Here is a 16,442-nt window from a genome sequence, read left to right on the forward strand (position 1 = left end):
TTTATTCTGATCAGAAGTCTTTAACAGAGTAACATTATAGCTAAATACAATACAAAAAAAGAAATGTTGCAGCGCGGCCCGCCAGCCAACACACCTCCTTCCCTGTCCGGAACACCCCACCACAAAGTCTATTTACCCCCTCGCCTAAACGATGAGCAGACAGTACGTTTGCTACATAAAACCTGCACATGAAAGCTATACAGCTGGAACAATTCGGGATAGAACATTTACAACTTAAGGAAATACTCCAACCGGCCATAGGAGAACACGACGTACTGGTAAAAACGACAGCCATAGCACTGGAATTTCACGACCTGATCGTAATAGAAAACAGGATACCATTCGGTATCCCATTACCACTCGTTCCGGGTACCGCTGGCGTAGGCATAGTAGAAAATACAGGAAGCAAAGTAACCCGCTGGAAAAAAGGCGACCGTGTCATCATCCCATTTATCAGCCGCTGGGAAGCAGGAAACAATACACTCTGGAACGACCAATGGCGAACCGGCTTTTCCCGCCCCGGCCTGTTGGCCGAATACACGGTGCAGCCGGAGAATACCCTGGTGAGAACACCCAACAACCTCACCGATGCAGAAGCAGCCCCGTTATCGATCACCGGGCTCACAGTTTGGGCAATCCTTGTTGAGCAAGCCAATATCCGCGCAGGACAAACAATACTTATACAAGGCAGCGGGGGCGTTTCCCTGTTTGCCCTGCAGATAGCCAAAATGTTTGGACTAAAAGTAATTGCCACCACCGGTAGTAAAGAAAAAGAACAAAAGCTGAAAGACCTCGGAGCCGATGAAGTGATCAACTATAAAGAAACACCCGAATGGAGCAAGGAAGCAAAGCGCCTCAACGGAGGCATCGGCGTGGATGTAACCCTGGATGTGGCTGGAACAGACACCATTGAACAAAGCATCCTCTCCGTAAAACAACATGGATTCGTTGGCCTGATCGGTCTGATGACAGGCACCAAACTCTCGGTCGATCTGATCCCCATGATCACGAACTATATCCGGCTGCAGGCCTGGTCAGTAGGCAATGCACAACAATTGGCAGACCTCGTCAACGCCATCGAAAAGAATAACCTGAAACCGGTGTTGGACAATGTCTTCCCGGTCGAAAAAGTACAGGAAGCCTTCCACAGGTTCAGGTCGGGCAAAGCATTCGGCAAAGTAATAGTTACTTGCTGAGAATCAAATGAAAAGACAATCATAGAAAAAGGGGATTTTCAACGATAAATCCTCCAAAAAGAGGAGGCAGTGCTGACGATTTACATATTAATTTGCATTAATCTGTACGTATCTATTTACAATCAATCGGTCAGGCTGCATGAAACCCCTGCTATCCATCACGTTATCACTTATGATATGCTGCTTTAACATAGCAGTTGCTCAACAAGCCAATCTGGATAGCATACGCCATATAGCCGATCAGATCCGCAACAAACCACTTGACACTGCCCAGGTTCGCCAACTGCGCGAGCTTGGACATGACCTCATAGAAACCGATAGCATCCTGTCAAAACAATTACTTGAAGAAGCCCTGAGTAAAAGCCTTACCCTCAAAGAGCAAAACACCATCACCAACAGCTACAGGATATTAGGCATTTGGTACAGCTACTTCAATGACAAAGACAATGCATTGAAACTTTATCGACAGTCATTACATTCAGCCAATCGAAATAAAAACTTATACCTCGCAGCAGGAGCCAACTTCAACATCGGCAACGTTAAATACTGGAATGGCGAATACGATAGCTGCATCTACTACTACATAAAAGCAGGCGAAATATTTGAAGACCCCAAACTACTGGAAGACAAAACCCTTACCGAAAAACTGATCGACAAAAGAAAGTCAGACCTCTATGCCAATATAAGCTCCGTATTCAACTCTTTAAAAAACCTGGATAAAGCCGACGAATACATTGACAAAGCCATCGCCATTGCCCGGAAATACACCTCCTCCGCCGCCCTTGATGCAATGGCCTATTACATGCAGCAGAAAGCAGACAACTATTCTGAAAACGGAAAGATCGAAGAAGCACTCCGTATCCGCCTGACATATTTACCACAATTAGAAACCGGGAAGGCAGCAAGAATATATGTTCAGGCAGCCTATGGAGCAATCGCAACCGAGTTTTTTGATTTAGATAGCATGGATTCGGCTATGCTGTTTGCACAAAAACGACTGCAACTGGCCAATAGCCTGAATGCCAAAGACGCGATCGCCAATGCCAACTTACTGTTAGCCAGGATCGAACTGGAAAATAAAAACTACCAGACAGCAGAGAAGTATGCAAAAGAAGCCAACAATTACTTTTCCAATAGCAACGACCCAATAGAGCTACGGACTTACTATGGATTCATGCGACAACTGGAGAACAGCCTTGGGCATTATAAAGAAGCATATACCTACACCGATAAATACATTACACTCAATGACACGATCCTTAAAGGAGAAAGGACCAAACAATATTCAGAACTGGAAGCACGGTACCAATCAGAAAAGAAAGGAACACAAATAAAGCTACAGGAAGCACAACTGAAACAAAAGACCACCCTCAACTACCTCCTCATTGGCGGCTCCATAGCCTTGCTACTGATATTATTATTGGCCTACCTGAGCTATAAACACCGCCAAAAACTCCAGCAAATAAGAATAGAAGAACTGGAAACCGAAAAACAATTGACGGCCACCGAAGCAGTACTCAAAGGCGAAGAACAGGAACGGACACGATTGGCTAAAGACCTGCATGACGGATTGGGAGGCATGCTATCAGGCATCAAATATTCATTCCAGAATATGAAAGAAAACCTCATCCTCACACCGGAAAATGCCCAATCATTCGAGCGAAGCATCGACATGCTCGACAGCTCGATCAAAGAAATGCGCCGTGTAGCCCACAATATGATGCCGGAGATACTGGTAAAGTTTGGGTTGAATACAGCATTGAAAGACTTTTGTGGAGAGATTGACCGCAGCGGCGTGATACAGGTAAAGTATCAACCTATCGGCATGGAAGGCGTTACTTTCACGCAAACCACTGCCGTAACCATCTATCGCATCGTACAGGAATTAGTCAGCAATGCAATCAAACATGCTGCTGCAACAACTATAATAGTACAGGCCCATGCTTCCGGACACGATAAGCCATTCTTCATCACAGTAGAAGATGACGGAAAAGGATTTGACACAGCAGCCCTCAAACTATCCCGCGGCATCGGGTGGAGCAATATTCAAAACAGGGTCGACTTCTTAAAAGGTAAGATAGATGTCAGGTCCTCACCGGAGAATGGAACATCTGTACTGATAGAGATCACTTCCCTATAATTTCCAGTACAACTTCGTTAGATACGGAGTGATCAGTAAGAAGATTGCCGGCAGTATAATAAGGTGCCTGGAAACCACTGGCACGTAAAGCGCCAAGCCTTTCCATATTCAACACCGGACGGGTAAACCTGATATAATCCGCCTCCACTACAATATCGGCAGCTACATCATTCACAAGCGTTTTATTAAAAATAGCCGGATCACCCTTCACCTGTTCCGGAATGCCATTCCATCCACTGTAAGCATTGATACCAACCTGCAACTCCGCAGGAAGCAGCGGCCGGTAAAACCGTTCAATGATGGTCCACAGTTCCTCCTCACTGTACCGGTACAATAAAATAAAAGAAGCCTGCACACGAACGATACGCAACTCTACCCAACCAGCCTTTGCAGGTCGTAGTTTTAAATTGCTTAATGAATTATTGGTAGACTTTACTTCAAACATGGCCACACCGATTGGCTCCGCTATACCAGTGGTGAAAAACAACCAGTTCTCTTGCCGCGGTTGCCACGTCTCGCTGGTAGTCTCCTTAGGCTGCCGCACCATAATGCCAGCCAGCGACCAGTCACTTTGAGGTAAAAAATCATTGGCCCCACTGACCTTTATCCTGGTCCGTACATCAAAGTTGCCATTGATATTTTTAAAAAGAAAAGGCGCCTGGTAATCACCATACCAACCCGAAGCATATGGTACGAGCTTCATATGTCCATTGCTGATGGAAAACACCTTGATCTTATCCGGGAATCGTTCAACCACATGTAGGCGTTGCCAGGCCCCCTTCGAATTACCATCGGAGAATTCATCACTAAACCCGTCCAGTGGCGTTTCCGGAGCGCTCCCCTTCCTCACCTGTTGAGCATACATCAATCCCGGTATCGCGATAATGGCAAATAGAATAATAGTCCGTTTCATATAGCAGAACATTTTACCTGCAAACCTATTCCAGTACAATTATTCTATTCAATCATTCGTCGGATTATAACGCCTTTGGTCGATCAGACTGAAACACCCCATGGCTAATCAGGCAGCACCACTCAACCTCGCCCGTTTATAAGCAGAAAAACTAACCCCACACATACTCTTGAAGAATTTACTGAAATGCGACATATCATTAAAATTGAGGTCATAAGCAATTTCCTTCATGCTGTAACTGGAGTAATTCGCCTTCTTCATAGCCTCCTGAAACAAACGCTGGCGGATGTGATAACTGGCCGGATAACCGGAAGCACGCTTCACGACATTATTGAGATAATTGGCAGTAACCTTCAGCTCCCTGGCATAATCCTCTACATTCTTCCGCGTCTTGAAATCCTTGTCCAGCAACCAGAAGTAGCGCATCAACAAAGTATTGCCCGTCTTATAACAATTCGCCAGCGACTCGATATGACGCCTTAAATACAATTGAAAAAGCTGAAGACACTTACCCACGATCTCGCTATGCAAAGCACAATAATCACTCGATTCATTCTCCAGCAGCATGATCAGGTATTTCATCTTTTGGATTTGGCTATCCTTTAAGACCAATACGGGATATCTCGAAAAATAATGATACAAATAAGACTCATGCGTAATATTGAAATCGCCATCAGTGCCATGGGAAGAAGAAGCGCTAAAGTGAACGATATAACCACGCGTCCCCGGTAGAAAATGAAGCTCATGACAATCACCCGGAAGAGCAGCATACACCACATTTTCAGACAATTGATAACGCTCCCCATTGATAATATGCACACCCCCTCCCTCCAGGATCCAGATAAACTCGAAATCATGTTGGCGATGACTCGCCGAAACGAGCATAGACGAAGCAGGTAGTCCAGGCCCAATACTGCAAACCTTAACAGGTGCAATTGACGGCACATCAGGGGAAATAACTTCCATTGTCGTAAAATTGTATAATTAAGAAGAAACAGAGCCAGGCTGTTCACGCCATGACCTGATATAATTCAGTAACATCTCCCGGTTAGGATACATATTCTTTTCACCTTTGACAGCATAGAAAACAACTCCCAAAGCAATGCAAAGCGCAATATCGAGCCCCAACGAGAGTCCCATACAGTAACCATTGATAAAATCATTCCGGGCATGAGCACCGTTTTCAATATGAGAAGCAAGCACCTGGCGTGATAAATTAAAGCGCTGCTCCTTCATAAACAGCGATACACCATTAGAAGCATACACCAGCATTCTGTGCACATTCATCGTATTGAATAAAGACATACACCGCGCTTCATAATCGAAAGGCCAGGAATCATCAGCAGCACTTTTAACGCCATTAAGACTTTCCCACAGCTTCACCATCTCCTGTTGGTCCAGCGAGAAAGTCACCCGGCCATAACGGGAGAAATCTCCCATAATGTCAAGCATCTCATCAACCAGGAACACGGGAATAGAAGAAACATTACCGAGATAAAAGATAAACTCCATATCCCTGGTATGAAGCGGCTTGATCACCTCGGTAAGCAAGGCGTCCCAGGAATCGGAAGCGTTCGCAAAAAGTGCCCAATCGGTAAAAGCGATTGTTCGGCAATGTTTAAAGATCGAACGGAGATGACTGGCCAGAGAAGCATTCCGGAAAAAACTGCCGGCAGAACCCTGGATATCCTGCGCCATGATCGACACCGTGGCCAGCGACTTATCAATATTATCGATATCGTTAAGCGTCATACTACGAATACCCGCTTGTTGAAGAAACCGGGGCAACCTGCCTTCGGAGATACGTAACTGACTGACAGAGACATCCGGGCCAATAGTATCGGAATGATCCATTTCCTGCAGGCTGTCAAGATAAACCTGTTGCAGGCTGCCGGAGTGATGCAGACTATTAGCCAAACTATCGAGAACAGACACCAGATCCTTGTTTTCCATACATAGCAGGCTCCAATCAATGTGCCAGTGTACTACCGTTCTGATAGAGAAAGAGTTATCTCCAAACGAAAAAAGGCAAGTCACGATATTTCGTGATTGCCCTTAAAGTTTAACGATATAAAGTAGGCGTAGACTACAACGGAGAACTTTGCACGCCCCAGTTCACTTTGATATTATTGTTGGCTGCATACACTTTTCCGGCACTGATAAGCTTAACCAAAAGTATTTCGTAAGTAGCGCTGTATTTATCGTCGATAGACTGTTCCATTGCCTTTATTTGCGCAGCGGGCGCCCCATCATCATAAAGCTTCGCCAGTTGCTGATACTCATTCTTGTAAATCGCGATAACATATTTATTCAGCGATATAGAAGCCTGTAACATCTCTTTTGTTTCCGGCGTTTCCTTAAGGTCTGTTAGCTTTTCAAAGTTATCTTCCAGGTACTGGATTTTCTGGTCCATCACCTCCTTACGCTTCATGACTACAGTTTTATTCACGTCACCATCAACCATTTTCACAGAAGGAGACGTCAGCTCATATATTTGACCATGACCAGATATACCATTGATCATGTTGGTGCTCAAAACAGCGATACCAAAATACTTGTCAGGAGAAGCGGTATTACAACCAATTACCAGCAGGCAAAAAGACAGGCAGACACAATGCCACAAAGAACGATTGTTGAAAGGATAAGATGACATACTTTATTATTTCGGCGAAGGTACCGCCCACAAGAAGCCTTGCCTATTTGTTATTCGTGACTGGGGCAGTTTATTGAATAAAACGTACCAAATAGGCCGTAAATGGTAGAAATAACTAATGAGATGTTAATGGCCGCCTGGCGGCGGCAGAAGTTCGGCCAGGCAATCGGAATAATTCAAAAAGAAGCGTATCTTCATACCAATGATCCGGACAATCCTTTTTGCCATAATTCTGCTGACAACAGCATCCGTAAAGGCCCAAACACCTTTATCATTTGGTAATATGAATACCGGACTGCCGGCTTTCAGGAACTTTAACCAGTCTGCCGACACCACTCATCTCCAAAAGAAATGGTTCTTAACAAAACAAATAGGACTCTCATCCGGCTTCTTTGGCTTTAATGGAGGCAGCGGCACCTTCCTGGCAGCCCCTATAGGGTTACAATTGAACAGACAGTTGACCAACAACCTATATGCCTTTGCAGGCGTCGCGGCAGTACCTGCCTATGTTCATTTCAACAGCCCCTTCTTTCAGCCAGGCGTAAATAAGAACATGGGCTTCATAAACGCCAACAGCTTCAACACCTATACAACAGCGCAAATGGGCTTGATGTATATCAACAGTGAAAGAACATTCTCGATCTCCGGCAGCTTTGGCGTAAGCAGACGCAATGGCTATTCTCCATTTTATGCCCCGATTAATTCACCCGCGCTTAAGAACAATAGGCAATAATTTATTTAAATGCACTTTTCGGGGTCAGCTTATCCATAAACAGTATCTTCAAACAAAGTTTGAGGTAGTATTGAATACGGCATCCACATCCCATCCTTACTCTTGACATATTGTTCACATAATGAAATAATCTTCGTTCGATCACCCAAATATATTCTTTCTGTTGTTAATCTTCCAACCATACTGTACACCTCTTTCGTAAAACCAGAAGATGACAAGAATAAACCGCCAGCAGTAAAAGAACGTGCATTTACCTCTACAAACTTCGATACAGCTTTCACGCCAGGCTTGCCTCCGCCTCTCCAATGTTTAACTTCTATATAGTATTTTTGTATACTATCTTCAACAATACAAGAAACAACTATATCTTTTCCTCCATCTTTAGCTAATGAGGTCAGGGTAACTGAAAAACCCATTGATTCAAGAGTGGTAGCTACAACCCTCTCCATATCTGGCCATTCAATATCAAGGATCGCTCTTGAATCTTCAGGGATACGACGGCAAATTTTATCTATATATTCACGAATGAATATATAGATACTTTCGGAATCCTCCATTACTACAATAAGATCGCCCACCAACTGATTAATATGCTCTCTGAGCTCGGCAATTCCCTCATGCCTAAGAGCGCTTGTATAAAACGGCTTACCTAAATCAATACCATAATCAAGAAAATCAAACTCACGCGTTCTACCCCAGTCTGTCTTTGTAATAACAAGAATATGCCTCTGAACCTCATAATATTTTTCATACCTTTTAAGGGCCTGGAACCATTTATGCAGTACACCTCGGGCATTACCGTCTTCTGCATTAATAGCAAATAGTACTACCACCCTTTTATTATCAGCAACCTCCTCCATAATTTCATTTCTCGAATAAATCTCTTCGGCATTATCAATGATTTTAGTAGTTACTCCCTTTATCACAACACTTCTAATCCTGGATACATGCGTATCCATTAAGTTATTGTAATTGGGTGATAGCGCATGCATCAAGGAAGTTTTTCCAACCCCATTCTCGCCAAGTATAATAATATCAGGTGAAATGTATCGGGGCATAAGTAATATTTATTAACATCCAAATTACCGTTGAAAAACCAATTAGCAATAGATAATTAAAACTGCATTGAGAATTATCAAGACCTCTCCTTATCATCAATTTCAGGTGTTTTAACGGTTTATAACAATCGACATTTACGATAATTTCAATCAATAACAATAATTAATGGAAGCCCCCCAAACAAATAAACCAACATCCGAAAATGAAAAAATTAATTTATGGGATGCATTGAAAGGCATAACCTTATACCTGGGCGTACTGCTATTCTTTATTGGATGGGTATACCTTTCAACTTACTTTAGACAATTTGGCTTCTCCACCTCAACGATAAATGTAGAAGTACATGATTATTATATTTATGGATTTTATGCAATACGCAGCTCCACAGGCAATATTATAATATTGAGTATAGCTGCACTTTTTTGCCTACTCTTAATTGATACTAAAATCTGGTCAAAATCCAGATATACGATGCTACCTATACTATGTGTGGTCATCTTTCCAGTCTCCTATTATTTCACAAGCGAGACAGCCATTGATAAAGCAAATGAACTGGCACATTTCGAAGGAACAGATCAAACACCGTCCATCTACATTAGCCTTAAAGAATCATTCTACCAAGACATGTTAAAAGACTCGTCATTTATAAAAACAGACTCTCCGATGAATCAGAAATTAACTTGGGCCAAGAAAAAGGCTTTCGATAATTTAAAAATTTTATATAGCACGATGAGGGAAAATCACTTGGTCGAGATATATCAGAATAAAGACGAAATCTACGTTTTTGCCAACACCGATACAGCAAATACTAAAGATGATTATCCTATTAATACTTACATGTTTAACAAGAAGGACGTTAGCTATTATACATTTCAAACATTTCAAACCAGGAAAAAATGAAACAAATACTATTGACAGTCCTAATCTTCACAATTTGCGCGCACTCGTTCTGTCAATCATCCCCCAACAACACAGCCATTATATCTATTTCTGATGTAGCTCAAGGCGACCCCAATGATGGCAGACATAAAGAAACTAATCGGGCTGGTAAATTTATTCCGACCAAAAATAAATTTACTAACTGTGATGGCTCTAACCCGATTGATGCTAAAAAGGAAGATATTGATTTTGGCAGCTATTGTAAACCAGTACGGGTGACAATTGATAGCCTGTGGGATAAAACCCTTACTGGAGAACTATTAGTGATTCCTGATAGATCTGAGCTATACTTAAGAACCATTAACAAAAGTTATCTTTTAAAGACTAAGCAACCCGTAATCCAATACTTAAGCTTTAATAAAGAATGTGTCACTATTGTTATAAAAAAAGACTCCAGCAAGATTATAAAAGAACCAAACTGCATTAGTTTTTAAGTAACTGAAATCAAAATTCAATCTCTATATAGTTTATTTAAATAAAAAAAGATAAAGCAAACTCTGCTACGACTCATCTCGCAGGCCAGCTTATCGTTTTTACAATTTGATGGAGACCTCTTTCCCTTTGTATTCTACATTCCTGAATAGGCCCTCAGGCAGCAACTCGATGGTAAACTTCCTGGAAGTAGCCTTCTTGCTATTCGCATGAACAGGCTTTAAGGTCAACGTCCGTTTACTTTCATCCCAGGTGATCAGCGTTTGCGTATACGCCCCCTTGAGATAATCCTGCGAGCTGCCATCATCTTCATACAAAGTGTAAGAGCCATTGCTGCCACTGTATATTTTCAACGTGGTGTTGCCAGCTACTTTTTCAGTAGTATACTGCCGCACAGGATCAAAAGGAATGATGGCGCCTTCACGAACATACAGCGGCAACGTACCCAGATCAACTTGTCGGGAAACAGAACGGCCACCATCGAACTTTTCATTCGTCCAGAAGTCATACCAGTTGCCCTTCGGTAAATACAGCTTCCTGGCAGTCTGGCCTTTCTCATACACAGGTGCCACAAGCATGTCGGCGCCCCAAAGAAACTGATCACCAAGATTAGTTACCGCAGGATCATCCGGATACTGGATCCACATGGCACGCATGGGAGGCAGACCAGTATCATGCGTCTCGCGGGTTAGCCCATAATTATACGGCAGCAATTGATACCGCAAATTGAGGTACTGACGAGCAATAGGTTCGATCAACGCATTCCTCAACTCCTCAGGATAAGGATATCCCTTCTTAAAGGTAGCGTCGCGGTTTTCGCTATCAAAGATAGAAGACTCAGGAGGACCAACAGTACCCTGGTTCCATCCCCAGGGCAACCGGAGATGCCAGGTGCGGCCATGGCCACGGAACGATGAAGTGAAAGCAGCAAACTGCAACCACCGGATATACAACTCACCGGTAAGCTCATTCGTTGGAACAAAACCGGCAATGTCCGTACCCCAGAACGGAGACAAACTGGCCGAATGATTGAGTCCTACACCAATATGCGTTTCCAGCGTTTTCCAGGTACAGCTGGGATCTCCCGACCAGATCCATCCACCATAGCGGTGCACACCATTATAGCCTGTCCTGTGAAGACTCCATGGACGAACATTCGGTTTATCAAACAAAGGACCTTGAAAGTACATTTTATGACGGGCGATGCGCGATTCAGCCGAGAGGTTTTCCCCGCCGTCGGGCCACCAGCCATCGATCATACTATTCACCTTGCGGTGCCGTCCCCAGAAATGATTGATATCGCTGGAGTCTGTAGGTTTACTGCCATTTATCGAAGCACCATTGAGATTTCTGGGTGGCGAATAATTATGAAGAATCACTTTAAAATCCAGGTCCTTCAAACCATTGATGATAGCGGCAGAGTCGGGAAATATCCTGGGATTAAAATCAAAAGAATTATGCCCACCATTCCAGCCGGTAGGCGTAAAACCAGTACCTAAATAGATCAGCGCATCAGAAGGCAGGTTACGCTCCCGTAAATTGTTAGCTACCCAAAACATTTCGTCAGGGCCTTTCAGCGTACGGTGCGATTGCATATAACCCAGCGACCATAAAGGAGGCATGGGCGTCACACCAGCAATTCTCCGGTACTCCGTAAAAATATCGGCAGGTTTATTCCAACAGGTGATCAGCAGCTTTAAAGGCTGTTCCGCAGCCTCGGCTACAGGGCGGAACTTACCTTCACCATTACGAAGATCTATAGCATTGCCCCTGTTGATGGGCTGATGAAAAAACACGGACCAGCCATCGATACCGATCAACATCGGCGCAGCAATATAAGCACCATGCGTGGCCAGCTCATACGACGCATTGCCATCCCGCATAGGATGAAGAAACCCTCTTCTGTCGAGGTGATCAAATCGCCCACCTTCACCGAGTCCATACACAGGAGCAGGTATCTTGAATGAAGTGGCTGCAGTATCATTATCCTGCCAGGTAAATTCCTGAACAACTTTTCCTTTCGGATCTGCAATACTTACCGAAAGTGGTGAAGCGCGTATCTTGACCGTTAGTCCTCCTGCCTTTTGAGTAACTTCTCCACCGTTGATGGTACGTCCCTGCCACAACACCTTGCGGGGATAATCAACGAGTACATCGGAAGCCGGAGCAGCAACAGGATTACCATTGTCGCCAATGGGAGACAACTTAATCTCCAGCGTCAGATCGGAAACCTGACTGATTACCAGTTCAGCTTTTCTTTTTCCGTACCGGATCTCAGCACTCCCTTGTCCGAAAGTTGTTATACTAATTAATAAGATAGCGGAAATTGTCAAGAGCATTTTCATGATTCGTAAGTTTAAAGTGTAGCACCACAGCCCTGACAGTAGCCGATGACTAACATTACGAATGTAGTTGATCCATTGGTGTTCTTTACTCCTGCAAAAGAACATGGTCAATATGTAAGTAAAAGAGGTTAAAAGAAGTCTCTGTAACCAAAGATGTCTATACCTCAATTGACTTCAACCTCGAACCTGTCTGTAAGGACAGCTGTCATTTTTTCTTCCGATGTAGTTTCATGGGGCATTGAAAAGTATTCACCGGTTATGGTCACACCGCTAGCCTTTTTTTCAATCGCTATCCTCAAAAAACCATGCCTGTCGTCACAATACTGTTCAAGACGAACCTGTTCCATCAAAGTATCATCCGCAGCAAATCTTTTGTCGTCCTGCATGGCCAGCGGGTGTAATTCATCGTAACCACCGGCGCCCGCAACAATGAACGGAACAACAGTGCCATTGGCATAATGCCGGTTAAATCGCTGGTAATTGTGTACATGCCCGCTAAAAACGATATCTGGGAATACACCTGTTTCTGTAAACGCTTTCTCCAAAAACTCAATCATGAAAGCACTCGAGCCATGGTTGATGTCGGCCGAATAAGGAGCATGATGTACACAAACAATCAAAGCCTTTCCTTGTCCCTGCACCCGGGCCTTTTTAAGTTCGCTGATAAACCAATCCCGTTGCTCTTGCATAATCATTCCGAATTTGGGCACATTCCCATATAAGCCGATAATATTGGCAAGCGGTGTTTCCAGCACCCAATAAACATTCGGTTGAGTTATACTTTTCCTGCTTACGTCACCGCTGAGAAGAAGAGAACGCGATTCAACGTCGCAGAACACCGTCATGAAAGCATCGAGACTTTTATAAGGCGCTATCGTAGGATTGACATCACTATCGTGGTTGCCCGCAATGGCAAACACAGGCGCAGGATAGTCGCGGTAAGGGGCAAAAAACTGCGGATAATAATGATCAGCTTCTCCATAAGAATATACTACATCACCTAAATGGAATAAGAACTGAGGTTTGTCTTCGGCCGCATGCATTTCCTGGAACTGCCTTATCATTTGGCCGACAACGATTTCTAGAAAATGAGCACCACGTACCCCACCGGTGTCACCCACCATATGAAATACCATTTTGGAGGAGCTTATTGCGGGGATAACACTATGTAAATCAAAGTGGAATGGATACTTACCTGAAGGTTCGGGCAGGGACTGAAATTTGAAAGAGTCGTCGGGCTGATCTAATTTAAAAACCGGATAGGTAACTTTTCTTACTACTGAAGCCATCTGCGAAATTACCCAATAACTATTAAGGACGGATTAACTCACCTTAACCTTTTGATCCATAATCAATCCCGTTTAGTTGACCACTAAAAACAAAAAAGCCTCACATTGCTGTGAAGCTTCTTTTGTGACCCTGTCAGGATTCAAACCTGAAACCTTTTGATCCGTAGTCAAATGCTCTATTCAATTGAGCTACAGGGCCTAACCTGATCGATTCGGTAAAACCGTTTCTCTCAAATGGGTTGCAAAAATAAAGAGATTATCCATTCCAGCCAAACAGAAATTCCTATAAATCTGATCTTTATCAGAAAAGAATACCACAGTTCCCATCCCACCTGCATTTCAGCCCACCACAAAATTATCCCCTTCCAAAAAAAATTCAGGCCCGTTTTGGCAGGAAGTCAATGTCGCCACTTTCGACCGGCCCGGCAGTCAGGCTTACCCCCTTCTCCAGGACAAACGGCCGCTCCAGGCGCCCCCTTTCCTAATAAACTCCCCCGGAGATAAAGATGAGATGCCCCCCAGATCAAGGCAGGATCAAGTTATCTGAAGGCAAGACGAAAGCAAGGCAATAGCAAGATAATAGCAAGACAGAGGCAAGAGAACATCACTCAAATGCAGACTAGTAGCGGTTATAATATTTGCAGATGTTATGTATAGATATGATAAACAGCATAATAGACCCTTAAAAACTTATACTAACTCCTTCAGAAGGAGGTCCTTTGACTCAATACTCGACCCCAAATTCGGCCTCAGCAACTGACTATCAGCAATTTACACTATTTTCCGAAGATTTCCAACTAAAAACTACCCACAGAATCCATTTTTAATACTTCTCCATTGCCGCCCTCTCCTCACTCCAATCCCAGCTTTCGGATACGCATTTGAACAGCCCCTTTTGTACGCCCGAAATGCTCGGCCAGTTCCCCCAGGTCCACCCCATCCCCATACATAATCGTCAGCTCATCATCCAGGTCATTCGACCATGCCCGGTAAGTACCCCGCGCGTCATCCTGCGCCCTGTCATGCTGGAAAGAACGCTTGACCCCTGCAGTAGCAGTTCCTTTGCCTGCATGCAGTTTGCCCTTTGGTATAGCTGACCCACCAGCAGACTTAGGCATTTTATTAAGCGGCAGCGGCTTAACAGAGCTTGTAAACTTCACACCTTCAGGCATCAGGTTACCCGGCATGTACAACACCTTCTTTGCCCGCGTCACCGCCACATACAGCAAGTTGATCTCCTCATTCAGCCTTGCCTGGTTCACTTCCTTTTTATCCTTCTCTTCCTTCAGCTTTTTCAATCGCAGCTCCGTAATAAAATCATCAGCCAGTTGCACCTCATCATACTCGATCCCCTTGCAACGATGCACGGTCGAAAACACCATGTCGGCTTTACCTTTATCTCCATCCCCCACATGCTTATCACGCAGCTGCTTCAACATAGCTGGTATTTCATCACCATACTCCTTCACCACGTCCACCATCATCGACAATTGCATATCCTCCGTCTTACCGATATAATCCTCCAGGTCCTTCATATCCTTCATGCCCGAGATCAGGTTATCCCGTATCAGCGAACGGTTATCGTTATACAGATTGAGCACATCATACAAAGAAGTACCCTCATCAGCATACATGTAAGAATTGATATTCCCCTCAAAATAGATACGCTTCAACTTCCCCTCACGTACCAGCCCGATCGCCATCAACAACAACCCCAGGTTGCTCCTCGCCACCACAGCCTTCGACTTCACCGCTTTTGTATCTCCCTTTCCTTTTATACTTACATCAACATCCAGATCGATCAGCTCTTTATACGCAAGCACCCGCATGGCCAGATCGGCAATATCCTGACCAAACCGGAAACTGGTAGACAATTGATAAGTCTTGAACGACGCTTTCTCCAATGAGTTCACCGCAAACCGCCAGCCATAGATCTGCTGATGCGTATCACCCACGATCACCTTGGTGGCCGGCTGCTTGAAAAATACGTCCAGCATCGCAGCCGAAGCATCCTGCCCCTCATCAAACAAGATCACATCATACGATAACCGCGGCGCCATCAGCTGAAACTTCTTCAGGTAAAAATCATGGATCACCTCGATCTCCCCTTTATCCATCTTCGCCAGCAAACGTCGCGTATGAAGCTCTATCTGTTCATAATAAGATTTCACAAACTTCGCCGCTTGCTTGTCCGTTACAATATCGAGGTAGTTCAAGTCCTGCACACGCAGCTTATCACTATTGCAGAAATAAGCCACGAACCGGTTGATATGATTAGCCAGAATATATTCCGCATGACGCTCACCACTTCCCTTCAGTCCCAGGAAGGAAACGATCTCCGGCGTCTTGAACCCCTGCGCCCGCACCTTATACTGATGCCGGAACACCACATGCTTATAAGCCAGCGAATGCGCCGTCTCCACGGTCACATGACTCAGCTTCAATGCCTCGAACTTCCTTGCAGCTTCCAGCTTCACAGCCTTATTAAAAGCAAGGTACAGTATACGGCTTCCCGGACGGGCACGCGCATACTCGATGATCGTCGTCGTTTTTCCCGACCCCGCCACCGCATTGATCCTGATATCACCCGTCGATTCAACAATAGCCTTCTGTTCCGCAGTCAATTGCATACTACACATTAAATAATCCCGCAAAAGTACCTCATCCATCAAATTTCGCAACAGGTTGTTGCGAAATTGTCCTTAACACCATACATCCACCCGCAAAAAAACGCAACAATAAA

The 16,442-nt window shown here is 44.3% G+C and carries 13 protein-coding genes and 1 tRNA gene; 5 read left to right on the top strand and 9 right to left on the bottom strand.

Features of this window, described 5'->3' with window-relative positions; all coding sequences use genetic code 11:
* Positions 1–188 precede the first annotated feature (188 nt).
* Both AC5JBY_RS32735 and AC5JBY_RS32740 read left to right on the top strand, forming a co-directional pair.
* Complete coding sequence (locus tag AC5JBY_RS32735) at positions 189–1,196, top strand: zinc-dependent alcohol dehydrogenase family protein (protein ID WP_495908928.1); 1,008 nt, start codon at positions 189–191, stop codon at positions 1,194–1,196.
* Between the two features lie 139 nt (positions 1,197–1,335).
* Positions 1,336–3,336 (top strand): tetratricopeptide repeat-containing sensor histidine kinase, encoded by a 2,001-nt coding sequence (locus tag AC5JBY_RS32740; RefSeq protein ID WP_495908929.1) that lies wholly within the window; start codon positions 1,336–1,338, stop codon positions 3,334–3,336.
* On the opposite strand, the gene AC5JBY_RS32745 is transcribed toward AC5JBY_RS32740, so the two are convergent.
* The 4 genes from AC5JBY_RS32745 to AC5JBY_RS32760 form a co-directional block, all read right to left on the bottom strand.
* Positions 3,323–4,249 carry a DUF1349 domain-containing protein gene (locus AC5JBY_RS32745; protein WP_495908930.1) on the bottom strand — a complete coding sequence of 309 codons (927 nt, stop codon included), beginning with the start codon at positions 4,247–4,249 and terminating at the stop codon, positions 3,323–3,325. The two genes, AC5JBY_RS32740 and AC5JBY_RS32745, sit on opposite strands and share 14 nt — an antisense overlap.
* Positions 4,250–4,357: 108 nt before the next feature.
* The gene (locus tag AC5JBY_RS32750; protein ID WP_495908931.1) at positions 4,358–5,215 is read right to left on the bottom strand and encodes a helix-turn-helix domain-containing protein; all 858 of its coding nucleotides are present in this window, start codon (positions 5,213–5,215) and stop codon (positions 4,358–4,360) included.
* 18 nt (positions 5,216–5,233) lie between these two features.
* Positions 5,234–6,202 (bottom strand): hypothetical protein, encoded by a 969-nt coding sequence (locus AC5JBY_RS32755; RefSeq protein WP_495908932.1) that lies wholly within the window; start codon positions 6,200–6,202, stop codon positions 5,234–5,236.
* A 133-nt stretch (positions 6,203–6,335) separates the two neighbouring features.
* Positions 6,336–6,902, bottom strand: coding sequence for a hypothetical protein (locus AC5JBY_RS32760; RefSeq protein WP_495908933.1), 567 nt, complete (start codon positions 6,900–6,902; stop codon positions 6,336–6,338).
* A 202-nt stretch (positions 6,903–7,104) separates the two neighbouring features.
* Between AC5JBY_RS32760 and AC5JBY_RS32765 the strand changes: the two genes are divergently transcribed.
* Positions 7,105–7,635 carry a hypothetical protein gene (locus AC5JBY_RS32765; protein ID WP_495908934.1) on the top strand — a complete coding sequence of 177 codons (531 nt, stop codon included), beginning with the start codon at positions 7,105–7,107 and terminating at the stop codon, positions 7,633–7,635.
* A gap of 29 nt (positions 7,636–7,664) precedes the next feature.
* Here the strand turns inward: AC5JBY_RS32765 and AC5JBY_RS32770 are convergent, their stop codons facing one another.
* On the bottom strand, positions 7,665–8,693 hold the full coding sequence (locus AC5JBY_RS32770) for a restriction endonuclease (RefSeq protein WP_495908935.1): 1,029 nt from the start codon (positions 8,691–8,693) through the stop codon (positions 7,665–7,667).
* A gap of 166 nt (positions 8,694–8,859) precedes the next feature.
* On the opposite strand from AC5JBY_RS32770, the gene AC5JBY_RS32775 reads away from it, so the two are divergent.
* The gene (locus AC5JBY_RS32775; RefSeq protein ID WP_495908936.1) at positions 8,860–9,594 is read left to right on the top strand and encodes a hypothetical protein; all 735 of its coding nucleotides are present in this window, start codon (positions 8,860–8,862) and stop codon (positions 9,592–9,594) included.
* The gene (locus AC5JBY_RS32780) at positions 9,591–10,067 is read left to right on the top strand and encodes a hypothetical protein (RefSeq protein ID WP_495908937.1); all 477 of its coding nucleotides are present in this window, start codon (positions 9,591–9,593) and stop codon (positions 10,065–10,067) included. Before AC5JBY_RS32775 ends, AC5JBY_RS32780 begins: the two co-directional genes overlap by 4 nt.
* Before the next feature lie 99 nt (positions 10,068–10,166).
* On the opposite strand, the gene AC5JBY_RS32785 is transcribed toward AC5JBY_RS32780, so the two are convergent.
* The 4 genes from AC5JBY_RS32785 to AC5JBY_RS32800 all read right to left on the bottom strand — a co-directional run bounded on the left by AC5JBY_RS32785 (position 10,167) and on the right by AC5JBY_RS32800 (position 16,329).
* Positions 10,167–12,410: a glycoside hydrolase family 31 protein gene (locus AC5JBY_RS32785; protein ID WP_495908938.1), complete on the bottom strand. Its 2,244-nt coding sequence runs from the start codon at positions 12,408–12,410 to the stop codon at positions 10,167–10,169.
* A gap of 164 nt (positions 12,411–12,574) precedes the next feature.
* Positions 12,575–13,699, bottom strand: coding sequence for a metallophosphoesterase family protein (locus tag AC5JBY_RS32790; protein ID WP_495908939.1), 1,125 nt, complete (start codon positions 13,697–13,699; stop codon positions 12,575–12,577).
* Positions 13,700–13,824: 125 nt separating this feature from the next.
* Positions 13,825–13,898: transfer RNA gene (locus AC5JBY_RS32795), tRNA-Arg, on the bottom strand.
* A gap of 652 nt (positions 13,899–14,550) precedes the next feature.
* Complete coding sequence (locus AC5JBY_RS32800) at positions 14,551–16,329, bottom strand: UvrD-helicase domain-containing protein (protein ID WP_495908940.1); 1,779 nt, start codon at positions 16,327–16,329, stop codon at positions 14,551–14,553.
* Between the last annotated feature and the right edge of the window lie 113 nt (positions 16,330–16,442).

Source organism: Paraflavitalea sp., assembly GCF_059502485.1.

Bases quoted from the DNA above. Each gene is read 5' to 3' on its own strand.
- AC5JBY_RS32735 (WP_495908928.1), top strand. From the start codon at position 189: ATGAAAGCTATACAGCTGGAACAATTCGGGATAGAACATTTACAACTT.
- AC5JBY_RS32740 (WP_495908929.1), top strand. From the start codon at position 1,336: ATGAAACCCCTGCTATCCATCACGTTATCACTTATGATATGCTGCTTT.
- AC5JBY_RS32745 (WP_495908930.1), bottom strand. From the start codon at position 4,249: ATGAAACGGACTATTATTCTATTTGCCATTATCGCGATACCGGGATTG.
- AC5JBY_RS32750 (WP_495908931.1), bottom strand. From the start codon at position 5,215: ATGGAAGTTATTTCCCCTGATGTGCCGTCAATTGCACCTGTTAAGGTT.
- AC5JBY_RS32755 (WP_495908932.1), bottom strand. From the start codon at position 6,202: ATGGAAAACAAGGATCTGGTGTCTGTTCTCGATAGTTTGGCTAATAGT.
- AC5JBY_RS32760 (WP_495908933.1), bottom strand. From the start codon at position 6,902: ATGTCATCTTATCCTTTCAACAATCGTTCTTTGTGGCATTGTGTCTGC.
- AC5JBY_RS32765 (WP_495908934.1), top strand. From the start codon at position 7,105: ATGATCCGGACAATCCTTTTTGCCATAATTCTGCTGACAACAGCATCC.
- AC5JBY_RS32770 (WP_495908935.1), bottom strand. From the start codon at position 8,693: ATGCCCCGATACATTTCACCTGATATTATTATACTTGGCGAGAATGGG.
- AC5JBY_RS32775 (WP_495908936.1), top strand. From the start codon at position 8,860: ATGGAAGCCCCCCAAACAAATAAACCAACATCCGAAAATGAAAAAATT.
- AC5JBY_RS32780 (WP_495908937.1), top strand. From the start codon at position 9,591: ATGAAACAAATACTATTGACAGTCCTAATCTTCACAATTTGCGCGCAC.
- AC5JBY_RS32785 (WP_495908938.1), bottom strand. From the start codon at position 12,410: ATGAAAATGCTCTTGACAATTTCCGCTATCTTATTAATTAGTATAACA.
- AC5JBY_RS32790 (WP_495908939.1), bottom strand. From the start codon at position 13,699: ATGGCTTCAGTAGTAAGAAAAGTTACCTATCCGGTTTTTAAATTAGAT.
- AC5JBY_RS32800 (WP_495908940.1), bottom strand. From the start codon at position 16,329: ATGCAATTGACTGCGGAACAGAAGGCTATTGTTGAATCGACGGGTGAT.